The 16,516-nt window shown below is 69.9% G+C and carries 16 protein-coding genes; 6 read left to right on the top strand and 10 right to left on the bottom strand.

The window, feature by feature from the left end:
- Positions 1-125: 125 nt before the first annotated feature.
- Positions 126-1,616 (top strand): globin domain-containing protein, encoded by a 1,491-nt coding sequence (locus tag ACZ42A_RS14025; protein WP_468527428.1) that lies wholly within the window; start codon positions 126-128, stop codon positions 1,614-1,616.
- Between the two features lie 77 nt (positions 1,617-1,693).
- Here ACZ42A_RS14025 and ACZ42A_RS14020 read toward each other — a convergent pair whose 3' ends face one another.
- From ACZ42A_RS14020 to ACZ42A_RS14000, 5 genes are all read right to left on the bottom strand, one after another.
- The gene (locus ACZ42A_RS14020) at positions 1,694-2,176 is read right to left on the bottom strand and encodes an NUDIX domain-containing protein (RefSeq protein ID WP_468527427.1); all 483 of its coding nucleotides are present in this window, start codon (positions 2,174-2,176) and stop codon (positions 1,694-1,696) included.
- A gap of 99 nt (positions 2,177-2,275) precedes the next feature.
- The gene (locus ACZ42A_RS14015; RefSeq protein WP_468527426.1) at positions 2,276-3,181 is read right to left on the bottom strand and encodes a LysR family transcriptional regulator; all 906 of its coding nucleotides are present in this window, start codon (positions 3,179-3,181) and stop codon (positions 2,276-2,278) included.
- A 241-nt stretch (positions 3,182-3,422) separates the two neighbouring features.
- A complete protein-coding gene (locus ACZ42A_RS14010) occupies positions 3,423-4,565 on the bottom strand; it encodes a cystathionine gamma-lyase (RefSeq protein ID WP_468527425.1) in 1,143 nt (380 codons plus the stop codon).
- On the bottom strand, positions 4,562-5,053 hold the full coding sequence (locus tag ACZ42A_RS14005; protein WP_468527424.1) for a low molecular weight protein-tyrosine-phosphatase: 492 nt from the start codon (positions 5,051-5,053) through the stop codon (positions 4,562-4,564). Before ACZ42A_RS14005 ends, ACZ42A_RS14010 begins: the two co-directional genes overlap by 4 nt.
- Positions 5,054-5,058: 5 nt before the next feature.
- On the bottom strand, positions 5,059-5,436 hold the full coding sequence (locus ACZ42A_RS14000) for a phage holin family protein (RefSeq protein WP_468527423.1): 378 nt from the start codon (positions 5,434-5,436) through the stop codon (positions 5,059-5,061).
- Between the two features lie 58 nt (positions 5,437-5,494).
- On the opposite strand from ACZ42A_RS14000, the gene ACZ42A_RS13995 reads away from it, so the two are divergent.
- The 4 genes from ACZ42A_RS13995 (at position 5,495) to ACZ42A_RS13980 (ending at position 7,876) form a co-directional block, all read left to right on the top strand.
- A complete protein-coding gene (locus tag ACZ42A_RS13995; RefSeq protein WP_468527687.1) occupies positions 5,495-5,812 on the top strand; it encodes a cupin domain-containing protein in 318 nt (105 codons plus the stop codon).
- Between the two features lie 125 nt (positions 5,813-5,937).
- The gene (locus tag ACZ42A_RS13990) at positions 5,938-6,150 is read left to right on the top strand and encodes a DUF5326 family protein (RefSeq protein WP_468527422.1); all 213 of its coding nucleotides are present in this window, start codon (positions 5,938-5,940) and stop codon (positions 6,148-6,150) included.
- 463 nt (positions 6,151-6,613) lie between these two features.
- Positions 6,614-7,339 (top strand): IclR family transcriptional regulator, encoded by a 726-nt coding sequence (locus ACZ42A_RS13985; protein ID WP_468527421.1) that lies wholly within the window; start codon positions 6,614-6,616, stop codon positions 7,337-7,339.
- A gap of 99 nt (positions 7,340-7,438) precedes the next feature.
- Positions 7,439-7,876 (top strand): SsgA family sporulation/cell division regulator, encoded by a 438-nt coding sequence (locus ACZ42A_RS13980; RefSeq protein ID WP_351838451.1) that lies wholly within the window; start codon positions 7,439-7,441, stop codon positions 7,874-7,876.
- A gap of 118 nt (positions 7,877-7,994) precedes the next feature.
- Here the strand turns inward: ACZ42A_RS13980 and ACZ42A_RS13975 are convergent, their stop codons facing one another.
- Complete coding sequence (locus tag ACZ42A_RS13975; RefSeq protein WP_468527420.1) at positions 7,995-9,656, bottom strand: YibE/F family protein; 1,662 nt, start codon at positions 9,654-9,656, stop codon at positions 7,995-7,997.
- Positions 9,657-9,909: 253 nt separating this feature from the next.
- Here ACZ42A_RS13975 and thiC point away from each other — a divergent pair, with 253 nt between their 5' ends.
- Positions 9,910-11,715, top strand: a complete 1,806-nt coding sequence (gene thiC / locus ACZ42A_RS13970; RefSeq protein WP_468527419.1) for a phosphomethylpyrimidine synthase ThiC — start codon at positions 9,910-9,912, stop codon at positions 11,713-11,715.
- A gap of 70 nt (positions 11,716-11,785) precedes the next feature.
- Here thiC and ACZ42A_RS13965 read toward each other — a convergent pair whose 3' ends face one another.
- The 4 genes from ACZ42A_RS13965 to ACZ42A_RS13950 all read right to left on the bottom strand — a co-directional run bounded on the left by ACZ42A_RS13965 (position 11,786) and on the right by ACZ42A_RS13950 (position 16,158).
- Positions 11,786-12,475, bottom strand: coding sequence for a hypothetical protein (locus tag ACZ42A_RS13965; protein WP_468527418.1), 690 nt, complete (start codon positions 12,473-12,475; stop codon positions 11,786-11,788).
- Positions 12,476-12,708: 233 nt separating this feature from the next.
- A complete protein-coding gene (locus ACZ42A_RS13960; RefSeq protein ID WP_468527417.1) occupies positions 12,709-13,575 on the bottom strand; it encodes a hypothetical protein in 867 nt (288 codons plus the stop codon).
- 192 nt (positions 13,576-13,767) lie between these two features.
- On the bottom strand, positions 13,768-14,859 hold the full coding sequence (locus ACZ42A_RS13955; RefSeq protein WP_468527416.1) for a metallophosphoesterase: 1,092 nt from the start codon (positions 14,857-14,859) through the stop codon (positions 13,768-13,770).
- 186 nt (positions 14,860-15,045) lie between these two features.
- Positions 15,046-16,158: a LacI family DNA-binding transcriptional regulator gene (locus ACZ42A_RS13950; protein ID WP_468527415.1), complete on the bottom strand. Its 1,113-nt coding sequence runs from the start codon at positions 16,156-16,158 to the stop codon at positions 15,046-15,048.
- Positions 16,159-16,516: the final 358 nt, after the last annotated feature.

Here is a 16,516-nt window from a genome sequence, read left to right as displayed (position 1 = left end):
GACGCATGCGCGGGGACGGGTTGAATGGGGCCGCGTCGGGCGCGGCAGTACATGGGGGAAGAGCAAGCCGTCTGCGGGGGAAGCAAGCACCTTCCGATCGGGGAAGTGCGCAGACCGACCGAGAGATGTTCGAGGCGAGGCACAGCATGGACGCTCCGACCACCACGTCGGCCGCCAACGGCACTTCCGACGGCGGAGGCGGCTGGTTCACGCCGCGCAACAAGCCGGCGACCACGGCACCGGAGAGCGGGCAGGACGCGGCGACCGCTCCCGACTCCGCCGAGATATCCCCGGATCCCCCGATACCCGCCTTCCAGCCCCCGCACCCTCGCCGCCTCGAGGAAGGTGCGGCCGTGCAGCCGGCGCCCACCCGTGTCGCCGAGGCCCCGGCCACCGCGACACCTTCCCCTCACGCCGCAGAAGCCCCCGGTCCCCACCGCGTGCCCTTCCAGCGTCCCGTGCCCGCCGAGGAGCCGCGGCCGCCCGTTCCGGCGCAGGAGGCGTCACCGGACGCCGTGCTCATCCGGCGGACCATGGCCGAGATCGCTCCGGTGGCCGACAAGGTCACCTCCTACTTCTACGCGCTGCTCTTCGTCCGCCACCCAGACCTCAGGGCGCTCTTCCCGCCCGCGATGGACACCCAGCGGGACCGCCTGCTCAAGGCGCTGCTCACCGCCGCGGAGCACATCGACAACACTCCGGTCCTCGTCGACTATCTGCAGAACCTCGGCCGGGGCCACCGCAAGTACGGCACCCGGGCCGAGCACTATCCGGCCGTCGGCGAATGCCTCATCGGCGCCCTGAGCCGGTACGCCGAGGCGATCTGGGATCCGGAGACGGAAGCGGCCTGGGTGCGGACGTACACGACGATCTCGCAGGTCATGATCGACGCGGCGGCCGCGGACGAGCTGCGTGCTCCCGCCTGGTGGTACGCCGAGGTCGTCTCGCACGATCTGCGGACGCCCGACATCGCGGTCATCACCATCCGTCCGGACCAGCCGTATCCCTTCCTCGCCGGCCAGTACACGAGTGTGGAGACGCCGTGGTGGCCGCGCGTCTGGCGGCACTACTCCTTCGCCTCCGCCCCTCGCTCCGACGGCCTGCTGACGTTCCACGTGAAGGCGGTCCCCGCCGGCTGGGTCTCCAACGCCCTGGTGCACCGGGCCCGGCCCGGTGACGTGATCCGTCTCGGCCCGCCGGCCGGCTCCATGACCGTCGACCACACCACCGACAGCGGACTGCTCTGTCTGGGCGGCGGCACCGGCATCGCCCCGATCAAGGCACTCGTCGAGGATGTCGCCGAACACGGCGAGCGACGGCCGGTCGAGGTGTTCTACGGCGCCCGTACCGACCAGGACCTGTACGAGATCGACACGATGCTCCGGCTCCAGCAGAGCCACTCCTGGCTGTCGGTCCGCGCGATCATCGACCAGCAGGCGCATCTCCAGCTTCCCGACGCCATACGCGAGTACGGCCCGTGGAACGAGTACGACGCCTATCTCTCGGGCCCGCCCGGAATGATCCGCAGCGGTGTGGACGCCCTCCGGCACGTCGGCATCCCGTCGAACCGCATACGGCACGACTCGGTGGAGGAACTCATCGCCGCGGCCACCTGAGACGGCCGCGGGCCAGCCGGAGACGCCGAGGGCAGCCGATGCTCAGGCCCGGGCGCGGGACGCGATGAGCGGGCGGTTCAGCCCAGGTCCGGCGCGTGCATGGCCCGTACGCCCTCGATGTTCCCGTCGAGGTAGTGCCGCAGCGACAGCGGCACCAGGTGAACGGAGGCGATCCCGACCCGGGTGAACGGCACCCGCACGATCTCGTACTCACCCGCGGGCTGGTCCACCTCGGGTCCGTGCCGTAGAGCCGGGTCCATCGACTCCAGCCGGCAGACGAAGAAGTGCTGCACCTTCACACCGGTCGCGCCGCCGTCCTCGCCGATGTGCTCGACGGTGTCCACGAAGCACGGCACGACATCGGTGATCTTGGCGCCCAGCTCCTCGTAGACCTCGCGGTGCAGGGCGTCGACGACGGTCGGGTCTCGGGGCTCGACCCCGCCGCCGGGGGTCACCCAGTAGGGATCCACACCGGGCTTGGTGCGCTTGATCAGAATCAGGTCGTCACCGTCCAGCAGAACGGCGCGGGCGGTGCGCTTGACCACGGGTCGGACGGTCATGGGTGAAATGTGGCCCGGCTGGTTCCACGTGAAACATCGCGAAACGTGACCGATGGGGCCCATGGAGTGACGGATGTCCTTCTCCGCTCGGCGGTGCGCTCAGCACCAGTCGGATGCCGCCCGCTGGAGCCATTCGTGGGCCCGCGCGATATGCGGCATCGCCAGTGTCCCGGTGCGGACCACCAGGAAGTAGGTGCGCAGCGGCGCCACCGCCGGCTCGTGCAGCGTGACGACCTCCCCGCGTTCCAGCGCGTCTGTGCACAGATAGCGCGGCAGAACGGCGATCCCCGCTCCGGCGGTCGCACAGGCGAGGACTGCTCGCAGATCCGGGACGATGACGGTGCCGGAGGCGGCCGGGCGGGAGTCGAAGACGGAGGCCCAGTAGCGGGCGACGAAGGGCAGCGACTCGTGGACCTCGACGACGGGGAGGTTCTCCAGCGCGGCCGCGCCCTTGCGCCGCGGCATGCCGGGGCCGATGCGCTCGGCCCAGCGGGGAGCGGCGACCAGGACGTGCTCCTCGTCGCAGAGAGGGGTCGCGGTGAGCAGGGCGCCGCGCGGCCGGGCCGTGCTGATGGCGAGATCGTGATGTCCGGCGGCCAGCCCCTCCAGGGTCTCCTCGGCGTTCCCGAAGGAGGCCCTCAGGGCGAACCCCTGTCCGGCGTCACCGGCCAGCTCGACCAGGGCGGGCAGGGCCCGCTCGGCGGTGAACTCCGGCGGGCCGGCGAGATGCAGGGTGCGTAAGGACGACTCGTCGTCGAGCCCGGTCTCGGCGATCTCCACCAGGGCGTCGAGATGCGGCGCGGCCTTGTGCGCGAGTTCGTCGCCGATGGTCGTCGGAGTCACGCCCCGGGCCTGCCGCAGGAACAGCGGGCGGCCGACCTGCCGTTCCAGAGTGCGGATCTGCGAGGTCACGGCGGGCTGGGAGAGGCCGAGCAGAGCGGCCGCGCGGGTAAAGGATCCGGCCCGGTGCACTGTCACAAAGGTGCGCAGCAAGGCCAGGTCCATGGCGGTGCCCCCCTCCCCTGCCTTCCTCCCAGCCCCCAGGCAGGGCCCAACTATAAATAAGTCGATAGGTCTCTGTCGCTACTGTGATTGGACACTGACACAGAGTCAACTAGCCTTGTTCGCGCGGTTCTTCGCGCGCGGAACCGAGGACGGTCCGAGCCACGAGGGGGGAGGCTCGGACCGTCCGTTCGACGTAGTCGCGGTCGCGGACCGTACGTTCGACGCCGTGGTGGCAGGCGGATCAGTCCGCCGACTCGTCCAGCGCACGCAGCAGATCCGCCACCAGGTCCTCGGGGTCCTCGGCGCCGACCGACAGCCGGATGAAGCCCTCCGGCACCGCGTCCCCGCCCCAGCGGCCGCGCCGCTCGGCCGTGGACCGCACCCCGCCGAAGCTCGTCGCGTCGTCCACCAGCCGCAGCGCCTCCAGAAAACGGTCCGCACGCGCGCGCGTGGGCAGCGTGAAGGACACCACGCACCCGAAGCGGTGCATCTGCTGCGCGGCGACCTTGTGGGACGGGTCGTCGGGCAGCCCCGGATAGCGCAGACCGGACACCTCCGGCCGCTGCCGCAGCGCCTCGGCGACCGCCAGGGCGGTGGCGTTCTGCCGGTCCACGCGCAGCTGCAGCGTGGCGATCGAGCGGTGCGCCAGCCAGGCCTCCATCGGCCCCGGAATGGCCCCGACGATCTTGCGCCAGCGGCGTACGGCGGTCATGGGCTCGCCCGCGCGACCGGTGACGTACCCCAGCAGGATGTCGCCGTGCCCGGTGAGCTGCTTGGTGCCGCTGGCCACGGCGAAGTCGGCGCCGAGCTCCAGCGGGCGCTGCCCGAGCGGGGTGGCCAGCGTGTTGTCGACGGCGACCAGGGCCCCGCGCGTGTGGGCGGCCTCGACGAGCCGGCGGATGTCACAGACGTCCAGCCCGGGGTTGGACGGGCTCTCGATCCACAGCAGCTTCGCGCCGTCCAGGACGTCGAGCTGGGCGTCGCCGCCCGTCGGCGCGGTGCGCACCTCGATGCCGTACGACTCCAGCTGCGCCCGCACCAGCGGCAGCACCTGATAGCCGTCGCTGGGCAGCACGACCGCGTCCCCAGCCTTCAGCTGGGAGAAGAGCACCGACGAGATGGCCGCCATGCCGGAGGCGAAGACCAGCGTCTCCACGCCGTCCTGGCCGGGCGCCTCCAGCTCGCCGATCGCCCGCTCCAGATGCGTCCAGGTCGGGTTCTCGTCGCGGCCGTAGGTGTACGGCCCGGTGGGCTCGCCCGGCAGATGGAAGTGCGCGGCGAACACGGGCCCCGGCAGGGTCGGCTCGTACTTGACCGGCTCGGGCAGTCCCGCCCGCACCGCGCGGGTGCCGTCACCACCCGCAAAACGCCCTGAATCGCTCATGCCGCCTGCCCTTCCACGTGCTCACGTACCGCGGCGAGCAGACCGGTGCTCGCCGCCTCCACCATCTCAAGGCACTCCTCGAAGCCGTCCCTGCCCCCGTAGTACGGGTCCGGGACATCGAGGTCGTCGCCCGGGGCGGGGTCGTAGGAGCGCAGCAGCCGCACCTTCCGGGCGTCCGCCTCGGTGGGCGCGAGGCGCCGCAGTGCCTTGGCGTGGCCGGTGTCGAGGGCGATGACGAGGTCGAGCCGCTCGAACCAGGCCGGCCGGAACTGGCGGGCGGTGTGCTCGCTGCCGTACCCATGCTCCTCCAGTACGGCGACGGTGCGCGGGTCGGCCGGGTCGCCCTCGTGCCAGCCACCGGTGCCGGCGCTGTCGACCTCGACCAGGCCGTCGAGCCCGGCCTCCTCGATCCGGGCTCGGAAGACGGATTCGGCCATCGGGGAACGGCAGATGTTGCCGGTGCAGACGAAGCAGACGCGGTACGTCATGGCGCTCAGTCCCTGTCGGGAAGGACGACGTTGAGCGCCCAGGACACGATCGAGATGATCAGGCCGCCGACGACGGCGGTCCAGAAGCCCTCGACGTGGAAGCTCAGGTCCAGCCGGTCGGCCAGCCACGAGGTCAGCAGCAGCATCAGCGCGTTCACCACCAGGGTGAACAGGCCGAGCGTGAGGATGAGCAGCGGCAGGCTGAGCAGCTTCACGACCGGCTTGACCAGGAAGTTCACCAGACCGAAGAGCAGCGCCACCAGCAGCAGGGTGCCGACCTTCTTGCCGGTGCTGTCACCGGTGAGGGTGATCTTGTCGAGCAGCCATACGGCGACCGCCAGGGCGCCCGCGTTGGCGATTGTCTTGACTAGGAAATTCATCATGTGTCTGATCGTGGCAGACCAGATCGGCTACGAGCAGGGGCGCGAGGGCGACGCAACGATGAAGGCATTCCGGCTGGACGAACTGGAGGCGGAGCGCGCCGCCAACGAGGGGGCCTACCTGCAGTTCCTGCGCGAGCGGAACATGTCGGTCGGCCTGTACGCGCTGAACGCGGGGGAGCACGACCCGCAGAAGCCCCACAACCAGGACGAGGTGTACTTCGTGGTCAGCGGCCGGGCCTCGCTCACCGTCGGCACGGAGACCACGCAGGTGGCGCGCGGCAGTGTGGTGTACGTACCGGCCGGCACGCCTCACAGGTTCCACCACATCAGCGAGGATCTGCGGGTGCTCGTGGTCTTCTCTCCGCCCGAGAGCTGATCCGTCGCCCCCGGATTCCCTAGGGGACCGGTCAGGGGAGGACAAGGGATGCGAGGCCCCCGCCGGGCCTGCCCCCGGACCTAGCATCGAGGGCAGGACATCGGAACGAGAGAAAGGCGAGGGCGATGCGAGAGATCTTCGCGGGCCTGCCGTGGTGGGTGAAGTGGGTCGCGGTGCCGGTCATCGCCCTTGTGGTGTTCGGCGGCCTGATAGCCAGCGTCGTCGGCTTTGTGATCAGCCTGCTGTTCAAGCTGCTGCTCTTCGTGGCACTGGTCGGCGGACTCATCTACGTCGTCCGGAAGTTCACCGCCGGCTCGTCCTCGCGGGGTGACTGGTAGGGGGCGTGCGGGGTGATTGGTAGAGGTGTGGGTGACGGGGACCGGTAACGGGAACGGCCGGTTCCCTCGGGCGAGGGAAGTTTCCGGGACAGCGCGTCTGCGAGCCGTGGCGGACGGTTAGAGTCCGGAACCCCCGCGGGACGACCCCGCGAGCGGAGTACACCCCCGTCCATCCCGCCCGTGTTCCCCGCACGGGCTGCCTCCTCGCCTCGCGCTTCGGGAGTGACCCATGGCCACGGCTGACACCGCACCCCCAGGACCCCACGCACCCCCCGCCCGCACCGCTCTCTCCTCCCAGCCCCTCCGCGTACGGCCCCCCGAACAGCCCGCTCCGCCGGGATCGTCCCCGCGGAGCCCCCAGGCGGTCCGGTGCGCGGACGCGCCCCCGGCGCCGCCGCGGCAGACGCCTCAGACGAGGCCGGAGCCCCCTCCCGCGCAGCAGCCCGCGACCCTCATCGGCTCGGTGCAGCGCGCGATGCGCCTCCTGGAGTGCGTCGCCGGACATGACTACGGCGCACCGGCCAAACAGCTGGCCCGCGAGACCGGTCTCGCGCTCCCCACGACGTACCACCTGCTGCGCACCCTGGTGCACGAGGGCTATCTGCGCCGGGAGAAGGGTCTGTTCTTTCTCGGTGAGGCGGCCGAGCGGCTGAGCAGCAGCGGAGCACAGGAGAAACGTCGCAGCACGGTCGCCGGCGCGCTCGCGCACTGGCGGGATGCGATCGGCGTGCCCGTGTACTACGCGGTCTACCGGGAGGGGGAGATCGAGGTCATGTGCGTCTCCGACACCCCGGCCAACCCGGCGGTCGAGGAGTGGGCCGACTTCCGCGAGACCGGCCATGCGCACGCCATCGGGCAGTGTCTGCTGTCCCAGCTCGACGAGGCAGCCCGGCGCGACCATCTGGAGCGCTACCCCGTGCAGTCCATCACGCCGTACACGGTGCGTGACAACCGCACCCTGCTCCAGCGCCTGGAACGGGTGGGCCGGATGGAACCTGTGGTCGAGCGACAGGAGTACGCACTCGGCACGGTGTGCGCGGCGATCCCGATCACGGTGGGGGCGACGGCGGCCACGATGGCCATCTCCCTCCCCTGTCATCAGGCCGATCGACTGCTGCCCGCGGCGCGGCAGTTGCAGAGCGAGGTCGGGCGGCTTCTGGGGTCGCTCGCGCTCTCTATCAGTATCTGAAAACTAACTCCTTGTGATCTGCTGTGTACGTTCAGCAAGATGCCAGCAGTATTCAACGGTTGATTCCCGGCCAATCGACGGCAACAGACGGGGTAGGCGATGCGCGAGTCCGTACAGGCAGAGGTCATGATGAGCTTTCTCGTCTCCGAGGAGCTCTCCTTCCGCATCCCGGTGGAGCTGCGCTACGAGACCTGTGATCCCTATGCCGTCCGGCTGACGTTCCATTTGCCCGGTGACGCGCCGGTCACCTGGGCGTTCGGCCGCGAGCTGCTGATCGACGGAGTCGGCCGGCCCTGCGGCGAGGGCGATGTGCGGGTCTCGCCCGTGGAGCCCGACTCGCTGGGCGAGGTTCTGATCCGGCTTCAGGTGGGCGCCGACCAGGCGCTGTTCCGCTCCTCGTCGGCGCCGCTCGTCGCCTTCCTCGACCGCACCGACAAGCTGGTGCCGCTGGGGCAGGAGGGCTCGCTCGCCGACTTCGACGCCCACCTCGACGAGGCGCTGGACCGCATCCTGGCCGAGGAGCAGAGCGCGGGATGAGGCGGCGCGTACTACGAGTGGAGTAACGCTTCTTCTTGGCGTTTTGGCGTACCGGCGTATCGGAGTACCGGCGTTTGTCGGGTGGTCGGGCCTTTCTCACCGCCGTGGTCGGGCTTCCTCACCGCTTGCGTCGTCGGCCCCGGCCGCCGGTCCGTGCCACGCCGGGTCGGGCGCCTGCCGCAGCGGGCTCCGCCGTGGGCCGGTCCGCCGAGACCACCAGCGCGGCGAGCGCCGTGGTGACCGGCACCGACGCCACGAGGCCGATCGAGCCCACCAGCGTGCGCACGATCTCCTCCGCGACCAGCTCGCTGTTGGCGACCGTCCCCACACTGCTCTGCGCGATCGAGAAGAGCAGCAGCAGCGGCAGCGCGGCGCCCGCGTAGGCGAGGACGAGCGTGTTGACGACGGAGGCGATGTGGTCGCGGCCGATCCGGATGGCCGCTCGGTACAGGCCGCGCCAGCCCATCGTCGGATTGGCCTCGTGCAGCTCCCAGACCGCCGAGGTCTGGGTGACCGTCACATCGTCCAGCACACCCAGCGAACCGATGATGACGCCGGCGAGCAGCAGACCGCTCATGTCGATCGACGGATACAGGCCGTGGATCAGCCCGGTGTTGTCGTCGGTGTTGCCGGTGAGCGCGGCCCAGTCGATGAACAGCGAGCCGAGGACACCGATCAGCAGCAGCGAGATCAGGGTGCCGAGCACGGCCACGGAGGTGCGGGCCGACAGGCCATGACACAGATACAGGGCGATCAGCATGATGGCGCTCGCCCCGATCACCGCCACGAGCAGCGGGTTCGAGCCCTGGAGGATGGCCGGCAGGATGAAGAAGTTCAGGATCAGGAAGCTGATGGCCAGCGCGATCAGTGCCATGACGCCGCGCATCCGCCCAACGGCCACGACGGCGAGGGCGAAGATGCCGGCGAGCAGTGCCATCGGCAGCCTGCGGTTCACATCGGTGACCGAGTACTGAAGGTCCCTGGGGGCGGAGGGCTCGTAGGCGACGATCACCTCCTGTCCCTGGTGCAGCTGACGTGACTGGTCCGGCTGGACGATCTCGGTGAAGGTACGGCCCTTGTCCTTGCCGGTGTCGATCCGGATGGTCGCCTTCTTGCAGGTGCCATTGGCCTGCTGCTGGGCGGAGGAGCCCTCGGCGGTGGAGGTGTCGCCGGTCGGCGGCGGCGCCGAGGCGTTGACCGAACCGCAGTCCACCTCCTCGATCCGGGTGACCGTGGCCTGCTGGGTCTGCCGGTCGAAGCCGACGCCGGTCCGCTCGTGCGGCGGGGCACCGCCGGGCCACAGCACGGCGAGGCCCACGACCACCGCCGCGGCGAACGGGATGAGGACCGCGGCGATCAGCTTGCGCAGATGCTGGGAGACGGGCGCGGCGGGTCCATGCCCATGACTGTGCGAGTGTCCGTGCCCGCCGCCTGAGCCCGGTCCGCCACCGTGTCCGCCGCCTGAGCCCGGTCCGCCACCGTGTCCGCCGCCTGAGCCCGGCCCCTCGCCGTATCCGCCACCGGCGCCGGGACTACCACCATGCCCGTGGCCTGGCTCACCACCATGCCCGTGGCCCTGTCCGCCACCGTGCCCATGGCCAGGCCCGCCACTCTGCCCGTGGCCGCCGCCCTGCCCGTAGCCCAGCCCACGTCCACGGCCCGAACCCGGGCCGCCTCCAAGGCCGTTACCGGTTCCTGAGCCGTCTCCGGAGCCACTTCCGGGAGCGGCTCCCCGCGGGGGCTCGGGCGGTGGGAACGGGGGATGCTGCGTCGTGGTCACCGACCGATCATCGCAAGAACGACCGGGGCCCCCTGTTCACCGCGCCCGAATTGACGCTAGCGTGGAGGCACCTTTGTACACGCGGGAGCTCGGAGCACCGGGCTGAGAGGGCGCTGACCTCCGTCCCAGCGATGTTTCACATGAAACATCACCGACCACGAGTGATGTTTCACACGAGACGTCGGCAGACGGATACCGCTGCGTCGACCGCCGAACCTGTTACCGGGTAATGCCGGCGTAGGGAGTAGGTCTCATGACCATCGAGGACGCGCGCACGCCTGCCTCCACGCAGAACGTTCAGACCGCGACGGAAACGTCGACGAACGGGGAGGCCGGGAAGTCCATCGGCTGGCACAAGGCGTACGTCGAGGGCACACGCCCCGATCTGCGAGTGCCGGTCCGCCAGGTGCACCTCACCAACGGGCAGTCGGTCACGCTGTACGACACATCGGGCCCGTACACCGATCCGCACGTCGACACCGACGTCCGCAGGGGTCTGCCGCCGCTGCGGGAGAACTGGATCATCGCCCGCGGCGACACCGAGGAGTACGCGGGCCGTCCCGTCCGTCCCGAGGACGACGGAATCAAGCACACCTCGCCGCGAGGCGGGCTCCGCAACCTCGACGCGGTCTTCCCTGGGCGGCCGCGCCAGCCGCGCCGGGGCCGTGACGGCCAGGCGGTCACGCAGCTGGCGTATGCGCGCCGCGGCGAGATCACCCCGGAGATGGAGTTCGTGGCCATCCGCGAGAACGTCTCTCCCGAGGTGGTCCGCGAGGAGATCGCGGCGGGCAGGGCCGTGCTGCCGGCCAACGTCAACCACCCGGAGATCGAGCCGATGATCATCGGCAAGCGGTTCCTGGTGAAGGTCAACGCCAACATCGGCAACTCCGCGGTGACCTCCTCCATCGAGGAAGAGGTCGAGAAGATGACCTGGGCGACCCGCTGGGGTGCCGACACGGTCATGGACCTGTCCACCGGCCGCAACATCCACACCACCCGCGAGTGGGTGCTGCGCAACTCCCCCGTGCCGATCGGCACCGTGCCGCTCTACCAGGCGCTGGAGAAGGTCGACGGCAAGGCCGAGGAGCTGACCTGGGAGATCTACAAGGACACGGTCATCGAACAGGCCGAGCAGGGCGTGGACTACATGACGGTCCACGCGGGCGTGCGCCTGGCGTACGTCCCGCTCACCGCGAACCGCAAGACCGGCATCGTCTCCCGCGGCGGCTCGATCATGGCGGCGTGGTGTCTGGCGCACCACAAGGAGTCGTTCCTCTACGAGAACTTCGAGGAGCTCTGCGAGATCCTCGCCGCCTACGACGTCACCTACTCCCTCGGTGACGGCCTGCGGCCCGGCTCGATCGCGGACGCCAACGACGCTGCCCAGTTCGCCGAGTTGAAGACGCTCGGGGAACTCAACCGGATCGCGAAGCGTTTCAACGTGCAGACGATGATCGAGGGCCCCGGTCACGTCCCGATGCACAAGATCAAGGAAAACATCGACCTTCAGCAGGAGATCTGCGATGAGGCTCCGTTCTATACGCTCGGCCCGCTGACGACGGACGTCGCGCCGGCGTACGACCACATCACCTCCGGCATCGGTGCCGCGATGATCGCCTGGTGGGGCACGGCCATGCTCTGCTATGTCACGCCCAAGGAGCACTTGGGTCTGCCCAACCGTGACGACGTCAAGACCGGCGTCATCACCTACAAGATCGCCGCCCACGCAGCCGACCTCGCCAAGGGGCACCCCGGAGCGCAGGAGTGGGACGACGCGCTGTCCGACGCGCGCTTCGAGTTCCGGTGGGAGGACCAGTTCAACCTGGCCCTCGACCCGGACACGGCCCGCGAGTTCCACGACGAGACCCTGCCGGCGGAACCCGCCAAGACGGCGCACTTCTGCTCGATGTGCGGGCCGAAGTTCTGCTCGATGAAGATCTCCCAGGACATCCGCCGCGAACACGGCGGCAGCCAAGCGGAGATCGAGCAGGGTATGGCCCAGAAGTCGAAGGAGTTCGCGGAGGCGGGGAACCGGGTGTACCTGCCGATCGCGGACTGATGGAGGGAGGGGCGGTGCTTCGCCGCACGGTCCGTCGTGGGCACGACGGGCCAGGGACCACCGCCCCCACTCAGCCGCGTTGAGCGTTCCGCAAGCGGGCGACCTGCTTGGTGATCAGATCGGAGGGGAACGACGCAGGTTTCTCCACGTCCATCGAGGTGAACATCGCGATGGTGTTGCCCACCCGCACCACGACGTAGTGATCGTGATGAACTTCGCCCTCGTTCATCGGGGTGGTGAGGCGGTAACTTGCGGCCTCGTCCCCGACCCGTGGCGGTTCCTCGAGTTCCAGCGTCGAGCGGAATTCGCCGACGTAGCCGGTCCCGGTGAAGGATCGGCAGGTCTTGAGCCCTTCGCTGAGCTGGTCGAAGGCATCCTGCGCCGCGGTGGCTTCATAGGAGGCCAGGGTCGAGCTGCCGGGGAAGATGCCGTCCTTCCAGTTGAAGGTCTGGTACACGACGGCGGACGCGTTCTCGCCCCCGGCGATGTCCAGCACCCGCTGGCACGCCGGATCCGAGACGGGCGGGAAGGTGGAGGAATCCCCCTCGGAGTCGCGGGCCCTGACGGGGATCGCGTTCTCGCGCGCTTGGGGCACCTCTCCGTCATGGAAGGTGAGGGCCTTGAGTTCCTCGGTGCTCAAGGCGCGAGGGACGGCTTCGGCGGATGCCTTGGCCGATGTGGTCCGGGCCGGGGTACCCGAACTCTGTTCTGTATCGCAGGCGCTCACGCAGAGCACCCCCGCGAACGCCCCGATCACCACGGCGGTACCGCGCCTTGCCGCCGGCTGTTCCCCCCTGCGCATGGATCCCCCTCTGTGAAATGAGGGGGAGAGGATACTTCTGAAACACGTCGTGCCGGGAGACACAGTCTGAACACTGGGATGTCCGGCCTCATCGCGTCCCCGGTCTCGTCGCATCCCGAAGGAGCTCGCCGCGGCCCGGCGCGGAGCCGTCTCCGGCTTGCGCTCCCCTGTGCGGGGGCGCAAGCAGAGGGTCACTCCGGCCGGTGTTCCGGGCCGCCGAAGTCCGGGCTCGTGTAGTCCGGGCTGGTGAAGCTGGGCCGGTGCCCGGCTGCCGGGCCGTCGCCGGGGCTGGTGAAGCCGGGGCGGTCGTAGCCGAGGTGCGGGATGCGGCTGGTCGGCGCCGGTGGGGCCGTACGGTGCAGTGCGGCCGTGCCGGTGTCGGCGAGGGCCTCGCGCAGGAACGGCAGGATGCCGCGCTCCAGCAGGGCCTCGCACCAGGCATCCCTGGCCTCGACCAGCTCGCTGTTCGGCTCGCCGTAGGGACCGTGCTCCGGCGAGGGCCGGTTGCGCAGGGCGGTGAGCAGCAGGCCCACGGCGGCGACCAGGATCGCCAGCGCGGTCACGGCGCCGAACACCCATCCGGTGGTGAGGATGGTCTCGGCGAACGCCTGCTCGGGGTCGAGCATCTTCAGGATGTACCCGACGAGCAGAAAGATCGCCGCGGCGGTTCCGGCCAGGACGGGGGCGAGGACGGCGATCATGGCGACGGCGCCCGCGCCGACCGTCTCGGCGGCATCTCCCACGGTGGTGGCGAGCCCCATCGCGCTCGGTGCCGGCTCCGTGGAGTCGGATGCGCGGACCGACGACGGGGTGGACGGCGCCGGCTGGCGCAGTTCCTCGCGGACCTTCACATAGTGCTGGTACTCGGTCGCCGCGGCCGCCGTGATGAGAGCGGAGGCGTTGAGCGCCATGGTGCGCAGCTGTTCGGCGTTGAGCCGCTGTCCGACAGCGGCCAGTTCCGGGCGGTGTGGTGCGGAGCGCAGCGCCTCATCGAGGAGCCGCTCGTACTCCTGGCGGTCCTCGCTCAGCAGGTGCTGCGGAACGCTGTTCATGTGCATCCCCCGATGCTCCGTAGGGCTTGGGGCTCGCACGCTGACGAGCCGTCGGGCAGAAACGGAGGGGAGCCTGCTACGGATAAGCCGATGGTAGAGCGGTGACGGCGGGAGGTGACAGGGGGTTTACCGAAATTGGGTCGTGGCCTGCGCCGTCACGCGTGAGTCCTCCGCCGGGGACGCCTGCCCGGCGAACGTTCAGATATCCAGGGGAAGTTGCTGGACCAGCAGCTTTCCGGCCATGGTCACTCCGCCGTCCATGGCGATGGCGAGGCCGTCGGCGTAGACGTGCGGTCCTTCGACCACCGGGCCGGTGCTGTCCTCGCCGTCCTCGGAGCCGACTTCGCCCAGCAGGTACGGGATGGGGCTGTGGCCGTGGACGATGCGGGTGCCGCCGTAGGTGTCCAGCAGGGAGCGCACGGCGTCGGCGCCGCCCTCGTCCCGGAAGGAGAAGCGCTTGGTGAACTTGCGGAACAGGTCCCAGACCTCGTCCGCGTCGTTGCGCGTGAGGGTCTCGCGGACGTTGTCGTTGACGGCCTCGATGGAGTCGCCGTAGTCGAGATAGGCGGTGGTGTCGGAGTGGACGAGCAGATGGCCGTCGGTCTCGGTGAGCGCGTCGAGGCGGGCCATCCACTGGAGGTGGTGGTCCTGGAGGCGGTCCATGTCGGTCTTCTGGCCGCCGTTGAGCAGCCAGGCCGCCTGGAAGGTGGCGGTGCCCGCGCCGGAGTTGACGGGCGTGTCACCGAACCGCTTGGCGCCGATGAGCAGCAGTTCGTGGTTGCCCATCAGGGCCTTGCAGTAGCCGCCCGCCGCGGCGGCCTCGGCGGACAGCCGCATCACCAGGTCGATGACGCCGATGCCGTCCGGGCCGCGGTCGGTGAAGTCGCCGAGGAACCACAGCCGGGCCGTGCCCGCGCACCAGTGCCCGGCGGCGTCGATCAGGCCCTTCTCCTGGAGGGCGGCCACCAGCTCGTCGAGATAGCCGTGCACGTCTCCGACGACGAACAGCGGGCCGGGCCCGGTGGCGGGCGGGGCGACGGGTGCCGGGTCGACGCTCACCTGGAGCGTGTCACCCCGATTGATGACGGGCAGGTCGCGCTGGGTCGGCGTGTACTCCTGCGGGAATCCCGCCGGCTCGGCGACGGGGCCGGCGGCCTCGCCAGGGTGGGTGCTGGGGGCATACGGACCGGTCTCGTGGACGTACGCGGGTACCCGGAAGTCGCGCAACGTCGCCGTCCGCTCCACCTCGGGTCCCTGACCGGCCCCCTGAGTCATCGACCCCTCCACCATCGCGCCGCAGCTGCACCGCTTCGGACTGCCTGGTCGCAGCGGCCCGCGGTGTCGTGGGCCCATCATAGGAATGCGGATCGCGCCGTGTGATGACCCAGGGGTGGTGAATCAGAGCAAGACTCCAGTTCACCGCCGCTTTCGCCCCGATTGGGCAGGGCTTCGCCCAACCTGGTGTCCGCCCCTTTTCTAGCCCTCCCCGGGGACCCGTGGCGGGCTGACCGTCGTCCGCGGCGGGCGTCGCTGGGACGAGGTACGCACGATCAGCTCGGTCGGTATCACCTGTTCGACCGGGTGGTCCGACTCGACACCCTCGATGGCGTCGATGAGCAGCTGGACCACGGCCGTGCCGATCCGGCGCGGCTTCAGGGAGAGCGTGGTGATGGGCGGCTCGGTGTTGGCGTACACGGTGGATTCGCTGCAGCAGACCAGAAGCAGGTCGTCCGGTACACGGAGCCCGTAGCGCCGGGCTGCGGCGAGCAGATCGGTGCCGTTGGGATCGAACAGTCCGTAGACCGCGTCGGGCCGGTCGGGGCGCGCGAGCAGCCGGTCGGCCGCGACGGCGCCCGCGCACGGATCGTGCGCCGGGTAGGCCTCGTACACCGGGTCCTGGCCGACGCGCTCGCACCAGCGCAGGTACGCGGTGGTCGACAGGTGGGTGTACGTGTCCGTGGTGGTGCCCGTCAGCAGGCCGATGCGGCGGGCGCCGGCGTCGGCCAGATGGTCGAGGATGCCGAGGACGGCGGCCTCGTGGTCGTTGTCGACCCACGCGGTGACCGGCAGCGAGCCGGCCGGGCGGCCGTCGGAGACGACCGGCAGACCCTGCCGGACCAGTTCGCTGACGACCGGGTCCTGGTCGGAGGGATCGATGACGACCGTGCCGTCCAGGGCGACGTTCGACCAGACGTCGTGGCGGGAGGTCGCGGGCAGGATGACCAGGGCGTAGCCGCGGGCCAGCGCGGCCGAGGTGGCGGCCCGCGCCATCTCCGCGAAGTACGCGAACTCGGTGAAGGTGAAAGGTTCATCCCCGTACGTGGTCACGGTCAGGCCGATGAGACCCGACTTGCCGGTACGGAGGGTGCGGGCCGCGGCCGAGGGGCGATAGCCCAGCCGGTCGGCGACCTCTCGGACATGGCGTCGGGTGGCGTCCGGGAGCCGGCCCTTGCCGTTGAGGGCGTCGGAGACGGTCGTGATGGAGACTCCGGCGGCGGCGGCCACGTCTCTGATGCCCGCCCGGCCCGGCCGGCTGCCTCGACGTGAGGTTTCCGCGCGGCTCACCTGGTGCTTCCCTGCTGCTGTCATGGCGAGCCGATAGTAGGGCTCATGCGGTGGGGTAGTGCGGACGCATATGCAGCCGTTGACAGGTACGTTTCTGCAAGGTGAGAGACCGTCAAATGCCTTTGATTTCAAGGCTGTTATGGGATCCTGGCATGGTACGTGACTTGTCGGCGTGCACCGGCCTGCCAAGTCCCCGAGGTCTCGAAGAGGTCTCAACTCACCTTCACGGGGGATGCGCGCCACGGCGTGAGCCACCGGCGCGTAGATATATGTGCGGCGCGCCCCCTGCTTCGTACGCCTTCGAGTCGTGTTGCCCCTGATGCCGGTGAGGTGCAGGGGGTCGGCCCCCTGGAGAGGTCCTGGAGGAGGTCTTCACTCACCT

The organism is Streptomyces sp. NPDC030838 (assembly GCF_055572035.1).
The sequence above is the reverse complement of the archived record's forward strand: the minus strand, read 5'-3'. Positions and strand labels throughout refer to the sequence as shown.

Bases quoted from the DNA above. Each gene is read 5' to 3' on its own strand.
- ACZ42A_RS13995 (WP_468527687.1), top strand. From the start codon at position 5,495: ATGAAGGCATTCCGGCTGGACGAACTGGAGGCGGAGCGCGCCGCCAAC.
- ACZ42A_RS13950 (WP_468527415.1), bottom strand. From the start codon at position 16,158: ATGACAGCAGCAGGGAAGCACCAGGTGAGCCGCGCGGAAACCTCACGT.
- thiC (WP_468527419.1), top strand. From the start codon at position 9,910: ATGACCATCGAGGACGCGCGCACGCCTGCCTCCACGCAGAACGTTCAG.
- ACZ42A_RS14020 (WP_468527427.1), bottom strand. From the start codon at position 2,176: ATGACCGTCCGACCCGTGGTCAAGCGCACCGCCCGCGCCGTTCTGCTG.
- ACZ42A_RS14025 (WP_468527428.1), top strand. From the start codon at position 126: ATGTTCGAGGCGAGGCACAGCATGGACGCTCCGACCACCACGTCGGCC.
- ACZ42A_RS13980 (WP_351838451.1), top strand. From the start codon at position 7,439: ATGCGCGAGTCCGTACAGGCAGAGGTCATGATGAGCTTTCTCGTCTCC.
- ACZ42A_RS13960 (WP_468527417.1), bottom strand. From the start codon at position 13,575: ATGCACATGAACAGCGTTCCGCAGCACCTGCTGAGCGAGGACCGCCAG.
- ACZ42A_RS13990 (WP_468527422.1), top strand. From the start codon at position 5,938: ATGCGAGAGATCTTCGCGGGCCTGCCGTGGTGGGTGAAGTGGGTCGCG.
- ACZ42A_RS14000 (WP_468527423.1), bottom strand. From the start codon at position 5,436: ATGATGAATTTCCTAGTCAAGACAATCGCCAACGCGGGCGCCCTGGCG.
- ACZ42A_RS14015 (WP_468527426.1), bottom strand. From the start codon at position 3,181: ATGGACCTGGCCTTGCTGCGCACCTTTGTGACAGTGCACCGGGCCGGA.
- ACZ42A_RS13955 (WP_468527416.1), bottom strand. From the start codon at position 14,859: ATGGTGGAGGGGTCGATGACTCAGGGGGCCGGTCAGGGACCCGAGGTG.
- ACZ42A_RS14010 (WP_468527425.1), bottom strand. From the start codon at position 4,565: ATGAGCGATTCAGGGCGTTTTGCGGGTGGTGACGGCACCCGCGCGGTG.
- ACZ42A_RS14005 (WP_468527424.1), bottom strand. From the start codon at position 5,053: ATGACGTACCGCGTCTGCTTCGTCTGCACCGGCAACATCTGCCGTTCC.